At 64.6% G+C, this 14,787-nt stretch carries 14 protein-coding genes; 9 read left to right on the top strand and 5 right to left on the bottom strand.

Translation table 11 applies throughout. The features are described 5' to 3' along the window. Window positions 1-134: 134 nt before the first annotated feature. The gene (locus ACIP1G_RS31360) at window positions 135-797 is read right to left on the bottom strand and encodes an aspartate/glutamate racemase family protein (RefSeq protein WP_400744360.1); all 663 of its coding nucleotides are present in this window, start codon (window positions 795-797) and stop codon (window positions 135-137) included. A gap of 122 nt (window positions 798-919) precedes the next feature. Between ACIP1G_RS31360 and ACIP1G_RS31355 the strand changes: the two genes are divergently transcribed. Beyond that, a complete protein-coding gene (locus ACIP1G_RS31355) occupies window positions 920-1,858 on the top strand; it encodes a GntR family transcriptional regulator (protein WP_400744357.1) in 939 nt (312 codons plus the stop codon). Here the strand turns inward: ACIP1G_RS31355 and rraA are convergent. Next, entirely contained in the window at window positions 1,855-2,331 is a 477-nt protein-coding gene (gene rraA / locus ACIP1G_RS31350; protein WP_400744354.1) for a ribonuclease E activity regulator RraA, read from the bottom strand. The two genes, ACIP1G_RS31355 and rraA, sit on opposite strands and share 4 nt — an antisense overlap. Window positions 2,332-2,580: 249 nt before the next feature. Here rraA and ACIP1G_RS31345 point away from each other — a divergent pair, with 249 nt between their 5' ends. The 4 genes from ACIP1G_RS31345 (at window position 2,581) to ACIP1G_RS31330 (ending at window position 6,822) form a co-directional block, all read left to right on the top strand. Beyond that, window positions 2,581-3,651 carry an isocitrate/isopropylmalate dehydrogenase family protein gene (locus tag ACIP1G_RS31345; protein WP_400744352.1) on the top strand — a complete coding sequence of 357 codons (1,071 nt, stop codon included), beginning with the start codon at window positions 2,581-2,583 and terminating at the stop codon, window positions 3,649-3,651. A gap of 105 nt (window positions 3,652-3,756) precedes the next feature. After that, the gene (gene otnK / locus ACIP1G_RS31340) at window positions 3,757-5,028 is read left to right on the top strand and encodes a 3-oxo-tetronate kinase (RefSeq protein ID WP_400744349.1); all 1,272 of its coding nucleotides are present in this window, start codon (window positions 3,757-3,759) and stop codon (window positions 5,026-5,028) included. Next, on the top strand, window positions 5,025-5,660 hold the full coding sequence (otnC, locus tag ACIP1G_RS31335) for a 3-oxo-tetronate 4-phosphate decarboxylase (protein ID WP_400744346.1): 636 nt from the start codon (window positions 5,025-5,027) through the stop codon (window positions 5,658-5,660). The genes otnK and otnC overlap by 4 nt, the downstream gene beginning before the upstream one ends. Window positions 5,661-5,781: 121 nt before the next feature. Continuing rightward, entirely contained in the window at window positions 5,782-6,822 is a 1,041-nt protein-coding gene (locus tag ACIP1G_RS31330; RefSeq protein WP_400744344.1) for an AbrB family transcriptional regulator, read from the top strand. A 116-nt stretch (window positions 6,823-6,938) separates the two neighbouring features. On the opposite strand, the gene ACIP1G_RS31325 is transcribed toward ACIP1G_RS31330, so the two are convergent. Both ACIP1G_RS31325 and ACIP1G_RS31320 read right to left on the bottom strand, forming a co-directional pair. Continuing rightward, entirely contained in the window at window positions 6,939-7,871 is a 933-nt protein-coding gene (locus ACIP1G_RS31325; RefSeq protein WP_400744341.1) for a GntR family transcriptional regulator, read from the bottom strand. Between the two features lie 113 nt (window positions 7,872-7,984). After that, window positions 7,985-9,283, bottom strand: coding sequence for an OprD family porin (locus ACIP1G_RS31320; RefSeq protein WP_400744338.1), 1,299 nt, complete (start codon window positions 9,281-9,283; stop codon window positions 7,985-7,987). Between the two features lie 210 nt (window positions 9,284-9,493). Here ACIP1G_RS31320 and pyk point away from each other — a divergent pair, with 210 nt between their 5' ends. The 4 genes from pyk (at window position 9,494) to ACIP1G_RS31300 (ending at window position 14,045) form a co-directional block, all read left to right on the top strand. Next, entirely contained in the window at window positions 9,494-10,942 is a 1,449-nt protein-coding gene (pyk, locus tag ACIP1G_RS31315; RefSeq protein WP_400744335.1) for a pyruvate kinase, read from the top strand. 24 nt (window positions 10,943-10,966) lie between these two features. Further along, window positions 10,967-11,794: a triose-phosphate isomerase gene (gene tpiA, locus ACIP1G_RS31310; protein ID WP_400744364.1), complete on the top strand. Its 828-nt coding sequence runs from the start codon at window positions 10,967-10,969 to the stop codon at window positions 11,792-11,794. A 96-nt stretch (window positions 11,795-11,890) separates the two neighbouring features. Beyond that, window positions 11,891-13,516: an NADP-dependent glyceraldehyde-3-phosphate dehydrogenase gene (locus ACIP1G_RS31305; protein WP_400744332.1), complete on the top strand. Its 1,626-nt coding sequence runs from the start codon at window positions 11,891-11,893 to the stop codon at window positions 13,514-13,516. A 178-nt stretch (window positions 13,517-13,694) separates the two neighbouring features. Beyond that, on the top strand, window positions 13,695-14,045 hold the full coding sequence (locus ACIP1G_RS31300; RefSeq protein WP_400744361.1) for a hypothetical protein: 351 nt from the start codon (window positions 13,695-13,697) through the stop codon (window positions 14,043-14,045). Window positions 14,046-14,202: 157 nt separating this feature from the next. On the opposite strand, the gene ACIP1G_RS31295 is transcribed toward ACIP1G_RS31300, so the two are convergent. Next, window positions 14,203-14,349, bottom strand: coding sequence for a DUF2986 domain-containing protein (locus ACIP1G_RS31295; protein ID WP_400744329.1), 147 nt, complete (start codon window positions 14,347-14,349; stop codon window positions 14,203-14,205). Window positions 14,350-14,787 lie beyond the last annotated feature (438 nt).

Here is a 14,787-nt window from a genome sequence, read left to right as displayed (position 1 = left end):
CCCCCCCCCCCCCCCCCCCCCCCCCCCCCCCCCCCCCCCCCCCCCCCCCCCCCCCCCCCCCCCCCCCCCCCCCCCCCCCCCCCCGCTCCTACAAAGGCCCGCCCCACAGTGGCTGTATGCGATGCAGAGATGTACTAGCCTTCCAGAAGCCTGCGCAGCATCAGCACCGCACTGTCCGGGGTAGTCAGCACCGCCCTGCCACTGGCATAACGCGCACCTTCCGCCGCCGAGGTCATGGAGAACTGGGCAAAGCACAGCACATCGCAGGCCTCGATCTGCCCGGCCAGGTCGGCAATCAGCCGGTCATGCCGGGCCGCATCGCCCTGGTGCAAGGCTTCCAGCGCCTGCGGGCAGGCCCCCGATACCAGGCGAATCTGCACACCCCGCGCCTCGGCCGCCTTGGCGAACTCCTCGCTCATCGAGCCGATGCTTGGCTCGAAGGTGGCGAGAATGCCGATCGTGCGGCCCTGCCCCAACGCCTCTTCGATCATCGCCTCGTTGGGCTTGAGCACCGGAATGTCCAGCTCGCGACGGCTCAGTTCAATGGCCTCGCCAAACGCCGAGCAGGTAAACAGCACCGCATGCGCACCCGCATCGCGGGCGTAGCGGGCCAGTGCGCAGAAGCGCCGCTTGAGGTCTTCGGTCAACTGCCCGGCACTGCGCAGGTCGCGGGACAGCGAGTCTTCGAGCAGGTTGCACAACTCGGCCTCGGGCCACAGCCGGGCGAAGGTTTCATTGATCGGCGCAATGGCCACGGGCGTGGCGTGGATGAGAAAAATGCGTTTGGTGCTGGTCATGCGTACTCCAGAGGTGCAAACATTGTTGACGGCAAGCCAGGCTTGCCAGGGATGATGTTTCCGGCCGGGGGTTGCCCGGCTGTTTTTCGCGGCTCGCCGCCCGTTGCTCGAAGCGCCAGGACATGACCTCCAAGATAAAAACGGACCTCGCCGGCCAACTCGCACCAAAGATCCTCGACATGGCCCGAGCCCGCTCCATGCGCGCCGGCGACCCGCTGCGCGAAGAAGCCTTCGCCAAGGAGCTGGGCGTGTCGCGCTCGCCGGTGCGCCGCGGCTTTGCCTTGCTCGAAGACCTCGGCCTGGCGGTTAAGGAGCCCAACCGCGGTTACTTCCTCACCCGCGATGCCCGCGACATCGACGTGCGCAAGCTGCCGCTGGACGTCGACACCTTCGAAGACTTCTACCTGCGCGTGGTCGACGATGTGCTGGCCGGCGAGATCAGCACCTCGTTCTTCGAGGCCGAACTGCTGCGCAAGTACGACGTGCCTCGCGGCCAATTGCTCAAGGTGCTCAACCGCCTGGCCAACGAAGGCATGATCGAACGCAACCCGGGCCAGGGCTGGAGCATCAACAGCTTCCTGCACGATTCCGAGGCGCATATCCAGAGCTACCGTTTTCGCATGGCCATCGAGCCGGCGGCGCTGCTGGAGCCCGGCTACAAGGTCGACACTGCGGCCTTCGCCAAGGCCCGGCGCATCCAGCAAGCGCTGCTCGACGGCGATATCTTCACGCTGTCGCGTTCGCAGCTGTTCCAGATCGGCTCGCAACTGCACGAACTGATCGTGCGCTGCTCGGGCAACACCTTCTTCCTTGAAGCGATCCGTCGGCAGAACCAACTGCGCCGGTTCATGGCCTACCAGTCCAACGTCGACCGCCCACGGCTGATCAGCCAGTGCAAGGAGCACATCCAGCTGCTCGACCTGATCGAACAGGGGCGGCGCGAAGAGGCCGCGGCGTTCCTGCGTGAGCACCTGGATGTGGTCAGCCGGCTCAAGGCTGCGCGCGAAGCCCAGGATGCCCGCGACCTGAAACAGGCGCTGGCAGTCTCCGACCTGGGTTAGGCACACGGCGCGTCGAGCACCACCACCCCGTCATCGTCGCCATACAGCCAGTCACTGGCGGCGATGGTCTGGCCGGCAAAGGTCACGCTCAGGCCCACCTGCCCTTCGTTGCGTTTGACCGACTTGCGTGGGCTCACGCCCAGCGCCTTGATCGCCAGCGGCAGCCCTTGCAGTACGGCCTTGTCACGCACATGGCCGTACACCAGCACCCCCGCCCAGCCGTTGCGCGCCAGGTCTTCGGCGATGTGGTCACCGAACAGCGCGCAGCGCTCGCTGCCGCCCCCGTCGATCACCAGCACCTTGCCCTGCCCTGGCTGACTGCTCAGCTCCTTGATCCGTGAGTTGTCCTCGAAGCACTTCACCGTCACCGCCTGCCCCTGGAAATCCCGTTTGCCGCCCAGGTCGACGAAAACCGGCGCCAGCACCCGGGCCCGCTCGCCCAGTTCGTCGCACAGGTCCGTGGTCATGATCATGTTGCGCTCTCCTCTGTTCAGTAGGTCCGTTGCCGAAACAAATGTTGCATGAATTGGTTTTACATGCAATAAAATGCAAAGGCGAACACGAAAGGCCATTCCCTGGTGCACAGCAAGAGCGCACCTGAACCCTACTGGGCGGCTGACCTTTAATGTATTTCGTAATCATGACGTACACTAATAAACGTCATCGATTAAGCGCCTTGATCCTCAACAGAACGCCCGAATAAAAATGGTTAGGAGAGTGTGATGCGAATTCTGGTTCTTCCCTGCGACGGTATCGGCCCTGAGATCGTGGAATCGTCGATGGCGGCATTGCACGCTGCCAACGGCAAGTTCGACCTGGGCCTGTCGTTCGACTACGACGACGTTGGCTTCGTCAGCCTGGAAAAATACGGCACCACCCTGCGCGACGAAGTGCTGGAGAAGGCCAAGACCTACGACGGCATCATCCTCGGCACCCAGTCCCATGCCGACTACCCGGCCCCGGAAAAAGGCGGGCGCAACGTTTCGGCGGGCTTCCGCATCGGCCTGGACCTGTACGCCAACGTGCGCCCGGCGCGCACTCGCAGCTTCCTCGAATCGAACATGAAGCCGGGCAAGCACATGGACCTGGTGATCATGCGCGAAGCCACCGAAGGCTTCTACCCGGACCGCAACATGAGCCGCGGCTGGGGAGAAGTGATGCCCTCGCCCGACATGGCCCTGTCGACCCGCAAGATCACCCGCCACTGCAGCGAGCGCATTGCCCGCCGCGCCTTCGAACTGGCGATGAAACGCAAGCGCAAGGTCACCGCGATTCACAAGGCCAACAGCTTCCACATGACCGACGGCCTGTTCCTGGAATGCGTGCGCAACGTGGCCAAGGACTTCCCGGAGGTGCAACTGGACGACCTGCTGGTGGATGCATCCACCGCCCACCTGGTGCGCAGCCCGGAGCGCTTCGACGTGCTGGTGGCGACCAACTTCTACGGCGACATCATCAGCGACCTGGCCAGCGAGCTGTCCGGCAGCCTGGGCCTGGCCGGTTCGATGATGGCCAGCGACATCCACTGCTGCGCCCAGGCCCAGCACGGTTCGGCGCCGGATATCGCCGGCCAGGACAAGGCCAACCCAGTGTCGATGATCCTCTCGGTGGCCATGCTGCTGCAGTGGATGGGTGAGCACCACGGCAAACCGGCGCTGTTCGAGGCCGGCAAGGCCATGGAGCAGGCCGTGGACGTGGTGCTGGAAGACCCGGCCAAGCGCACTGCCGACCTCGGTGGCCAGCTGGGCTGCCGCGCCTTCGGCGAAGCCGTGGCCGCAGTTATCGCCGGCTGAACGCGCTGGCGGCACGCCCATGCGTGCCGCCACGCGCCCTTCCCTACCTGAACAGGCCTGCGTTCCGAGCTCCATGCATTCGGTGCCAGGCTGGAGGAACTGGCCGTGAGCCAACCGATTCTGGGCTGCATCGCAGACGACTTCACCGGCGGCACCGACCTTGCCAGCACGCTGGTGCGCGGCGGCATGCGCACCCTGCAGGTGATCGGCGTGCCCGCCGGGCCGATCGACAGCGATGTCGATGCCATCGTCATCGCCCTCAAGACCCGAACACTGCCCGCCGCAGAGGCGGTCGAGCAATCCCTCGCGGCACTGGCCTGGCTCAAGGCCGCCGGCTGCCGGCAGTACTTCTTCAAATACTGCTCCACCTTCGATTCCACCGCGCAAGGCAATATCGGCCCGGTAGCCGATGCCTTGCTCGATGCCCTGGACACGCCGTTTGCCCTGGCCTGCCCGGCTTTCCCGGAAAACCAGCGCAGCCTGTTCAACGGCTACCTGTTTGTCGGCGACACGTTGCTGAGCGAGTCCGGCATGCGCCACCACCCGCTCACGCCGATGACCGATGCCAACCTGGTGCGCGTGCTGCAACAGCAGACGCCGCGCAAGGTCGGCCTGGTCCGCCATGCCACGGTCAGCCAAGGCGCCGCCGCAGTGCGCCAAGCCTTGGCCGATGCCCAGGCGGGCGGCTGCGGCTATGCCATCGTCGATGCCATCAGCAACGCCGACCTGACGGTGATTGGCGAAGCCGCCAGCGAGCAGCGACTGATCACCGGTGGCTCGGGTGTTGCCCTGGGCCTGCCGGGCAACTACAAACGCGCCGGCCTGCTGGCCGATACCGCCTGCGCGGCAGACCTGCCCCCGGTCGATGGGTTGGCAGCCGTGCTTTCCGGCAGTTGCTCGGTGGCCACCAACGGCCAGGTCGCGCATTGGCGCGACAGTGGCAAACCCAGCTTCGCCCTCGACCCGCTACGCCTTGCCGAAGGCCACGACCTGGTGACTGAAGCGCTGACCTGGGCCCAGCCACTGCTGGCTCAGGGCCCGGTGCTGGTTTATGCCAGTGCGCCGCCAGACGCGGTCAAGGCCGTGCAGGACCGGTTAGGTGTGGAGGCCGCCGGGGTAATCGTCGAGCGCGCCCTGGCGCAGATCGCCGTCGGCTTGCTGGAAATGGGCGTGCGCACCTTCGTGGTAGCCGGTGGCGAAACCTCCGGTGCTGTGGTCAAGGCCCTGGGCGTCGAGGCGCTGCGCATCGGCCCATCGATTGCCCCCGGCGTGCCCTGGACCCTCGGCCAGGGCCAGGCCCCGGTGGCGCTGGCGTTGAAGTCGGGCAACTTCGGTGGCCCCGGCTTCTTCACCCAAGCCCTGGAGCTGGCGCCATGAACGAGAGCAAGCAACGCGAAGAAATCGTCTTGCTGGGCAAGTCGATGTATGACCGCGGCCTGACCCACGGCGGCACCGGCAATATCAGCGTGCGCCTGGACGATGGCTGGTTGCTCACGCCCACTGGCGCCAGCCTGGGCCGGCTGGACCCGGCACGGCTGACCAAGCTCGACTGGGAAGGCCGCCATGTCAGCGGAGACAAGCCGTCCAAAGAGCTGATGCTGCACCTGGCCATGTACCAGAAGCGGCCCACCAGCGGTGCGGTGGTGCACCTGCATTCGACGCACTCGGTGGCGGTGTCGGTGCTTGACGGGCTGGACCCGGACGACCTGCTGCCGGCCATTACCGCCTATTACGCCATGCGCGTCGGCAAGCTGCCGCTGGTGCCTTACTACGCGCCTGGCGACCCGGAACTGGCTGAAGCGGTGCGGGCGTTTTCGGGCAAGCACCACGCCATGCTACTGGCCCATCACGGGCCGGTGGTGGCGGGCAGCGACCTGCATGCGGCGGTGGATGCCACGGAGGAGCTGGAGGCGACGGCGCAGCTGTTTCTGCTGATTTTCCAGCACAAGTTCCGCACCTTGACACCTGAGCAGGTGGCGGAGTTGCGGCGGCAATATCCGGTCAAGTGATGCGTTGTCTGGGAGATTTTTGGGGGCGCTTTGCGCCCCATCGCGACACAAGGCCGCTCCTACAAGGGAACCGCGCACTCCTGCATGAATTCCACCCTCCCCAAAATCGCCAGGAGAACCCATGTTCCAGAACCTGAAAACCTGGTGGGCTACCCCGCTGGTAGGCACCGCTGGCGCCTTGCTCGTCAGCGCCGCCCACTGGCCCCTGCCGTGGATCATCGGCTCGATGCTGGCTGTGCTCGTCACCCGCTGCAGCGGCTGGGCGATTGCCGAGATCCCCAATGGCCGCAAGTCCGGCCAATGGCTGATCGCAACCTCCATCGGCCTGCACTTTACCCAGCCGGTGGTGCACGAAATCGCCGGGCATTTCCTGCTGATGCTGGCCGCCGCCTTCGTCACCCTGCTGCTGGCGCTGGCCGGCATCGCCTTCATGCACCGCCGCGGCATGGACCTGACCACCGCCTACTTTGCCTTCATGCCAGCCAACTTCGCCGAGATGATCCAGCTGGGCATGCGCTACCGGGCCAACGTCAGCCAGATCGCCGCCGCGCACAGCATCCGCCTGGTGCTGATCGTGCTCAGTGTGCCGCCGGCGATGTTCCTGCTGATGCACGCAGCGCCTGGCGCCGTGCAGCCGCGCCTGCCAGCCGACTGGCAGTGGCTGGGGCCGATGCTGGCGGGCGGAGTGCTGGTGGCTTTGCTGTGGAAGCGCCTGGGCTTGCCTAACCCGTGGATGTTCGGGCCGATGGCCTTGTGCGCGGTGCTGACGGCAAGCTTTGACCTGCGCATGGCGCTGCCGGTGGAATTGAGCCATTACGGCCAATTGATGATTGGCTGCGCACTGGGCAGCTTTTTCGACCGCGGCTTTTTCCGGCGCTCGCCGCTATACCTGGCCAAGGTGGTGGCGTTCACCCTGGTGATGATTGCCTGCACCTTCCTATTTGCCGGGGGCTTTGCCTGGTTGTCGGGTAACGGGTTGTTGACGCTGGCATTGGGCATGATGCCGGGCAGTGCCACCGAGATGTACCTGACGGCCGAGGCGCTGAACCTGGGGGCGGGGATGGTGACGGCGATGCAGATCATGCGGTTGGTGGTGGTGATGTTGTGTGCGGAGCCGCTGTTGAAGGTGTGGTTGGGGCGGCGGGCGGCGGTTGAATCCTGAGATTGCCGGGGCCGCTTTGCGGCCCTATCGCGACGCAAGGCCGCTCCTACAAGGGAATCGCAGTCTCCTGTAGGAGCGGCCTTGTGTCGCGATGGGCTGCGAAGCAGCCCCGAAATTCAGATCTCCACGACGACATTCGGCACAACCTGGCCCTGCGCCGCCCGCCGCAGCTCCAGGATCGGCGACTTGCGCGCAAACGCCCCGCTAAGGTGGCGCTTCATCAGGTGCGCCGCCTCCAGGTTGTCGCCTTCCTCCACCAGTTCGACCATGCGCAGGTGCTCGGCACACTGGGTATACAGGCGCTTGCGGTCGATCATCGAGCGGTATTCGATCAACCGGCGCATGTTGTTCAACTGCCTGAGAATCATCAGGTACAGCGGGTTGCCCGACAGCTTGATCAGCTCTTCATGAAAACGTATGCCCGACTTCAGCAGCATGTCCGCAGGCAGGGTATCGATACCGCCCGCCAGCAAATCGCTCTGCTCCTTCTTCAACCGGCGCAGCACCTCCAGGTCGCAGATAAAGCTGCTTTCCAGCAGCGCCGCCGGCTCGATCAGTGAGCGCACGCGGTAGATCTGCTCCAGCGTTTCCGGGGTCTTGGCCACGTCGAGGAAGCGCCAGCCATAGCCCGGCTTGGGCTCTGCCCAGCCGACCTGGGCCGCCCGGTTGAGCATGTCGGTCACCTGGAACTTGGTAAGGCCATAACGATCGCGCAGGTACTTTTCGGTTACCTCTGCCGGGATGGCGTCATTGAGCCAGTCTTCTGAAAGCCGGTAGTACTCGGGCGGCTCTTCCAGCGAGGTGACTTCGTCACTGCCCGTCACCAGCTCAGCCGGCATCTCCAGCACGAAGAAGCCCCGGTTGGGGATCTGCTCCAGCAGTTTCTGCTCGGCGAGCGTGGTCAGCGCCTCACGCGCGGGCGAGCGCGACACGTGAAAGCTGTCGGCCACCTTCTGCGCACTGAGGTGCGCGCCAGGGGGCAGTTCGCCCAGCTGAATCTTTTGCCGGATCTCAGAAACGATTCTCTGGACTAGGGTGCTCGATGCCATGTACCTGAACCAATCAAAGGTAAGTGTTTGCGCTGCCGGGTCTGCGCCACAGTATACGCGAGCGGCCACGGCGCTGCCCGGGCAACGCCGCCGCCTGGTGGGCGCTGCCGGGCTCAGAGGATGTCGAACGGGTACTCCACGATCAGGCGCAGTTCATCCACATCGCCCTCGCCTTGCGCCGCATTGGCGCGGTGGGTGGCGTGGCGCAAGCGCAGCGAAAGGTCCTTGGCCGCACCAGACTGCACCACATAGCGCAGGTCGAGGTTGCGCTCCCAGTGCTCACCGCCCTGCCCCTGCAAGCCGGCATAGCCGCCAAGCGGGTCGGCCTTGCTGCCGTCAATGTCGTCACCCTTGATGTAGCGCACCGAGAACTTCAGGCCTGGCACGCCGTAGCCCGCCAGGTCCAGGTCATAACGCAGCTGCCAGGAACGCTCGTGGGCACCATTGAAGTCGGAGTAGTTCACCGAGTTGGCAAGAAAGATCGAGTCACCGCCTACATAATCGAACGGAGTGTCACCATCGACTTTCTGGTAGGCCGCCGTCAACTTGTGCGCACCCAAGGCATAGCCCAGCGCAAAGCTGTAGGTGGTGTTGTCGATCTCGCCCTGCAAGGCCTTGCCAGTGTCGCGGGTGCGGTACAGGTTGAAGTCGAAGTCCAGCGCCTGGCTATCGCTCAACGGCAGCACGTACAGCAGGTTACCGTAGTACTGCCGCCAGGTTTCGGCGAAATCGGCTGCGTACAGGCTGGCATTAAGCTGCGGGGTGATTGCGTAAGTACCGCCGACAAAATCGATGGCCTTGCCGACCTTGCCTTCGCCGTAGTTCAGGTACAGCTCATCGTCGTGGTTGCTGGAATCGCGCAGTTTGTACGCGGTGAAATGCCCGGCATCCAGGCGCAGCCCTTCGACCTCCTGGCTGGTCAGCAGCACGCCGGTCGCCGTCTCGGGCAGCAATCGCGAGTCACCGGTGGCAAACACTGGCAGCTCGGTGCGCATGTCGCCATAACGCAATTCGGTGCTGGATAAGCGCGCCTTCAGCGCCGCACCCGCACTGGCATAGCTGTCTTCAGGGCGGCCATCACTGTCGACGGGCAGCAGATCGGCCCCCGAGCGTCCACGGCCACCGTCGAGTTTCACACCGAGCAGGCCATGGGCATCCACACCCAGGCCCAGCATGCCCTGGGTGAAGCCCGACTGATAGAACGCCATCACCCCCTGTGCCCACTCCTCGCGGTAGCTCTGGTCGCCGGCAGCGGCATCGCGGAAGTCGCGGTTGAAATAGAAATTGCGGGTAAGCAGGCGAAGGCTGCTGCCCTCGATGAAGCCTGTTGCCTCGGCCTGCTCCGAAGCGTGTGCCAAACCGCTTGAAAGGCTCAGTGCCAACGCCGTGAGGCCAACTGATGCTGCATGCATGGTGTGTATTTCCTGGTTTAGAAGGTGTTGCCCGCGCCGGGTAGCGGCGGGCTTTGTTGTTGTCGATCTAAAACGCAGCCTCAAAATACCATTGCATTTTAAAACGTCAATGTGCCAATCTAAATTTGCAAATGGCCACTTATTTGTATGTATGAATTCATACATCCAATAAAACCGATACAACCGCAGCCCTCGAAGGAACCCCTCCCGATGCAGCGCAGAACAAAAATTGTTGCCACCCTGGGACCTGCCACCGAGTCACCCGCCGCCATCGAAGCCTTGGTCCGCGCCGGTGTGGACGTGGTACGCCTGAACTTCTCCCACGGCTCGGCAGCCGAGCACATGGCCCGCGCCGAGCTGGTGCGGGAAATGGCGCGCAAGCATGGCCGCTTCGTCGCCATCCTCGCCGACCTGCAAGGGCCGAAAATCCGCATTGCCCGCTTTGCCCAGGGCAAGGTCCATCTGAACAAGGGCCAGCGTTTCGTGCTCGACGCCACGCTCGACAAGCAGGCCGGTGACGCCCAGGCGGTGGGCATCGACTATGCCGCGCTGGTCAGCGACAGCTGCGCGGGCGACATCCTGCTGCTGGACGACGGGCGCCTCGAGCTGCAAGTGCTGCAGGCCGAGGCCAGCCGGCTGGTGTGCGAGGTGCTGGTCGGTGGCTGGCTGTCCAATAACAAGGGCATCAACCGCAAGGGCGGCGGCCTGTCCGCCAGCGCACTGACCGACAAGGATCGCGAAGACATCTGCACTGCCGCGCGCATGCAGGTCGACTACCTGGCGGTGTCGTTCCCCCGCGATGCCAGCGACATGCACCAGGCGCGGCAGCTGCTGCACGCCGCTGGTGGTGAAGCCGGGCTGATCGCCAAGATCGAGCGCGCCGAGACCGTCGCCGACCCGGCGGTGCTCGACGGCATCATCGAAGCCAGCGAAGGCGTGATGGTGGCCCGCGGCGACCTGGGCGTGGAAATCGGCGATGCCGAACTGGTGGCGGTGCAGAAGCTGATCATCGACCGTGCCCGTAGCCTGAACCGCGTGGTGATCACCGCCACGCAGATGATGGAATCGATGATCAGCCAGTCACTGCCCACCCGTGCCGAAGTGTTCGACGTGGCCAACGCGGTACTCGACGGCACCGATGCGGTCATGCTGTCGGCAGAAACTGCCGCTGGCGCCTACCCGGTGGAAACCGTCCAGGCCATGGTGCGGGTCATCGCCGGTGCCGAACGCCACCCACAGGCGCAGCGCTCGCGTCACCGCATGGACGAGGTGTTCCAACGCATCGACGAAACCATCGCGCTGTCGGCCATGTACGCGGCCAACCACCTCAGTGGGGTCAAGGCCATCATCAGCCTGACCGAAACCGGCGATACCCCGCGCCTGATGTCACGCATTCGCTCGCACCTGCCGATCTACGCCTGCTCCGGCAACCCGCGCACGCAACACCGTGTGGCCCTGTTCCGTGGCGTGCAGCCCTTGCCGTTGAACACCGAACAGATACCCCTGGCTGAAATCACCCAGTGCGCGGTGGATGCCTTGCTGCAACGCCAGGTGGTGAGCCATGGCGACCTGGTGCTGATCACCCGCGGCGACCACGCGCACGATCAGGGTGGTACCAACACCCTGCGCATCGTGCGGGTGGGCGATGCCATTCGCTGAGCTGCCAGGAGAACCTTGATGAACATGCCAACCCGCAACACCCCGGCGCCTGGCCCGAAGCTGGTCATCGCCAACTGGAAGATGCACGGCACCCACGCCGGCAATGCCCGGCTGATCGACGCCCTGCTGCCCGGGCTGTCGGCCATGGCCGGGGTGCAAGTGGCGATCTGCCCGCCCATGCCCTACCTCGCCCAGCTGGCCGGGCTGCTGGGCCGCACCGGCATCTGCCTGGGCGCGCAGAACATCAGCGAGCGCGCCGAGGGCGCGTTCACCGGCGAAGTCAGCGGGCAAATGCTCGCCGACATGGGCTGCGGCTACGCGCTGGTCGGGCACTCGGAGCGCCGCAGCCTGTATGGCGAGACCGATGCCCAGGTCGCCATGAAGTTCGAGGCCGCGCTGCGCGCCGGCCTGACCCCGGTGCTGTGCCTGGGTGAAACCATCCACCAGCGGCGCGCGGGTAATACCAACGCAGTGATCGGCTCGCAGCTCAAGGCAGTACTGGAGCAGGTTGGCATGGCGCAGTTGGCCAAGGGCGTGATCGCCTACGAGCCCGTGTGGGCCATTGGCACCGGCGAGACCGCCAGCCCGACACAGGCACAGGCGGTGCACGCGCACATCCGCCAGTTGCTGGCCGCGCAGGACCCTGCAGCGGCGGCGCGCATGCGCCTGCTGTATGGCGGCAGCGTCAAGGCCGACAACGCCGCGCAGCTGTTTGCCCAACAGGACATCGACGGCGGCCTGATCGGCGGCGCCTCGCTGGATGCCGATGCGTTCGCGGCCATTTGCCGTGCGGCCATATCGGCAGAGCCCCCTGTAGGAGCGGGTTTACCCGCGAAGAATTCAACCCGGTGATGGGCACGGGCTTCGCCCGTGTTCGCGGGTAAACCCGCTCCTACAAGGGGGGCGGTGCAAGCCTTGAAAATTCGAGTACAACAATAAGGAACCACCATGAGCGACACTTCACGCCTTGGCACCCTCTTCCCCACCGCCGAACAGATCCCGCCGGCCTACCGCCTGGCCCAGCCACTGCACCAGCGTGATTACCTGGTCGATGGCCAATTGCGCCACTGGGGCGGCGCCGTGGCCACCGTGCATAGCCCGGTTTACCTGGCCAGCGATAACGGCGACCACCCAGTCGTCCTCGGCAGCGCCCCATTACTGGATGCCGACGCCGCGCTCGACGCGCTGCAAGCCGCAGTGCGCGCCTATGACAATGGCCAGGGCAACTGGCCAACCCTGCGCGTCGCCGAGCGCATCGAGCATGTCGAAACCTTCCTGGCACGCATGCGCGAGCAGCGCGAAGCCGTGGTCAAGCTGCTGATGTGGGAAATCGGCAAGAACCTCAAGGATTCGGAAAAGGAATTCGACCGAACCTGCGACTACATCGTCGACACCATCAATGCCCTCAAGGCGCTCGACCGCCGCTCCAGCCGTTTCGAACTGGAACAGGGCACCCTCGGCCAGATCCGCCGGGTACCACTGGGCGTCACCCTGTGCATGGGGCCGTACAACTACCCGCTGAACGAAACCTTCACCACGCTGATCCCGGCGCTGATCATGGGCAACACCGTGGTGTTCAAGCCGGCCAAGTTCGGCGTGCTGCTGATTCGCCCATTGCTCGAAGCGTTCCGTGACAGCTTCCCCCCGGGGGTAATCAACGTCATCTACGGCCGCGGCCGGGAAACGGTGAGCACACTGATGGCCAGCGGCAAGGTCGACGTGTTCGCCTTCATCGGCACGCACAAGGCGGCCAGCGATTTGAAAAAGCTGCACCCGCGCCCGCACCGCCTGCGCGCCGCGCTGGGGCTGGATGCCAAGAACCCGGGTATCGTGTTGCCCGACGTCGACCTGGACAACGCGGTCAGTGAGGCCATCACTGGCGCCCTGTCATTCAACGGCCAGCGCTGCACGGCACTGAAGATCCTGTTCGTCCACGAGGACGTGGTGGAGGCCTTCCTCGCCAAGTTCAACGACCAGCTCGCGGCGCTCAAGCCCGGCATGCCGTGGGAGCCAGGCGTGGCGCTGACACCGCTGCCGGAGCCTGGCAAGGTCGACTACCTGGCCACCCTGGTCGCCGATGCCCAGGCCAAAGGGGCCAAGGTGGTCAACCCTGGCGGCGGTGCGGTACGGGGTTCGTTCTTCTACCCGGCGCTGCTGTACCCGGTAAAGCCCGACATGCGCGTTTACCACGAAGAGCAGTTCGGTCCGCTGGTGCCGGTGGTGCCCTACCGCGACCTGCAGACAGTGATCGACTACGTGCTGGCCTCCGACTATGGGCAGCAGGCGAGCATCTTCGGCAACGACAGCGCCCAGGTTGGCCGGCTGGTCGATGCCTTGGCCAATCAGGTCGGGCGCATCAACATCAATGCACAATGCCAGCGTGGCCCCGATACCTTCCCGTTCAATGGCCGCAAGAACAGCGCCGAAGGCACCCTGTCGGTACATGACGCCTTGCGCGTATTCTCCATCCGCACGCTGGTTGCCACCCGCTACCAGGCGGACAACAAGGCACTGGTCAGCGACATCATCCAGCGCCGCGAGTCCAGCTTCCTGACCACTGACTATCTGTTCTGAGCCGCAAAAGTTCTACAAGTTGTTGCTTCAGCGAACTTTTTCTCAATTGCCGGTCTATTTGGGAGGCACAGGAAGGTAGCGGCACGCGAGACAAGGTTCGCCCCCCCACCTGCTGGCCAGATGGCTCAATTGTTATCAGAGGTTGGCTTCGCTCATGAAAATACATGTCGCAAGGTTGATGCTGCTCGGCCTGTTCTCGTTCGCGGCGATGGGCACGGCATCGGCAACACAAATGAAAGCGCCCGTGGCCGCGGCCCCGGCTGTTCAGTCACCGTTGCAGCCTGCGGGCAACCCCTGGTCGAGGGTGGCCAGCGTGGCGGATGAGCAGCCGGCTACGCTGCTGGCGCACGACGACGACCGCTGGCACGACCACCGCAGCGACTGGCGCCGCGAACAGTGGCGGCGTGAGCAAGCCCGGCGGGACTGGGAACGGCGCAGGGATTGGGAACGGCGCCGTGACTGGGAACGCCGACATGAGCGGGCCATGCAACAGCGTCACTATGACGACCACCGTTACTACCGCCGTTGACCCTAAGCTGCTGACACGCCCCCTGTAGGAGCGGCCTTGTGTCGCGATCGGGCCGCGCAGCGGCCCCAGCGATATCTGCATTAATACTGATATCGTGGGGCCGCTGCGCGGTCCGATCGCGACACAAGGCCGCTCCTACACGTTCCGCGTCGACCGGTCAGGTGGGGGTATCCCCTGCCGCCTCCGCTTCCAGCTTCAAGCGGTCAGCCTTGCAAATATACTTGGGCTTGCGCGGCGCCAGCTTGGCATTGGCCTTTTTCTGATGCGCTTGCAACAGCTGCTTGATCTTCTTACGACGGTTCATAATCCACGGGGCCTGTCAGTACGGTTTCGCTGCCGCCATCATACCCGTGCGGCCTGCGCATTGCGCAGCACTTGCGATGCCAGTCGGTTAAACGGTAAAGGCTGACGGGGGCTTGCCTTGGGATTCTGGTTGCCTGTTAGATCGAGCGCCGCCCGCGCGGCGCTTCGCGGCACAAGGCCGCTCCCACTGTCTGTTTCGGGCCAGTCAGTCCTGTGAGGTCACCGCTGTCCGCCCTGTTTGTTCCCTTCGATATTGAAGGGGGCGCCGCTGCTCTTCATCAATTTCCAGCCATGCACCCAGGGTGCGAGTGCGCAGGTGGCAGGAGTAACTGGCCCGAAACAGATGTGGGAGATTCTATGGTTTTCAGCAAGCCGGTTTGATGCCTTTGGTGGTGTATTCGTCCTGATTTTTCATCAGGGCGAATGCCACCCTTGCTAG

Source organism: Pseudomonas sp. NPDC089392 (assembly GCF_044749595.1).
Lineage (GTDB): Bacteria > Pseudomonadota > Gammaproteobacteria > Pseudomonadales > Pseudomonadaceae > Aquipseudomonas.
Note: the sequence above shows the minus strand (reverse complement) of the source record. Positions and strands in the feature narration are given on the sequence as shown.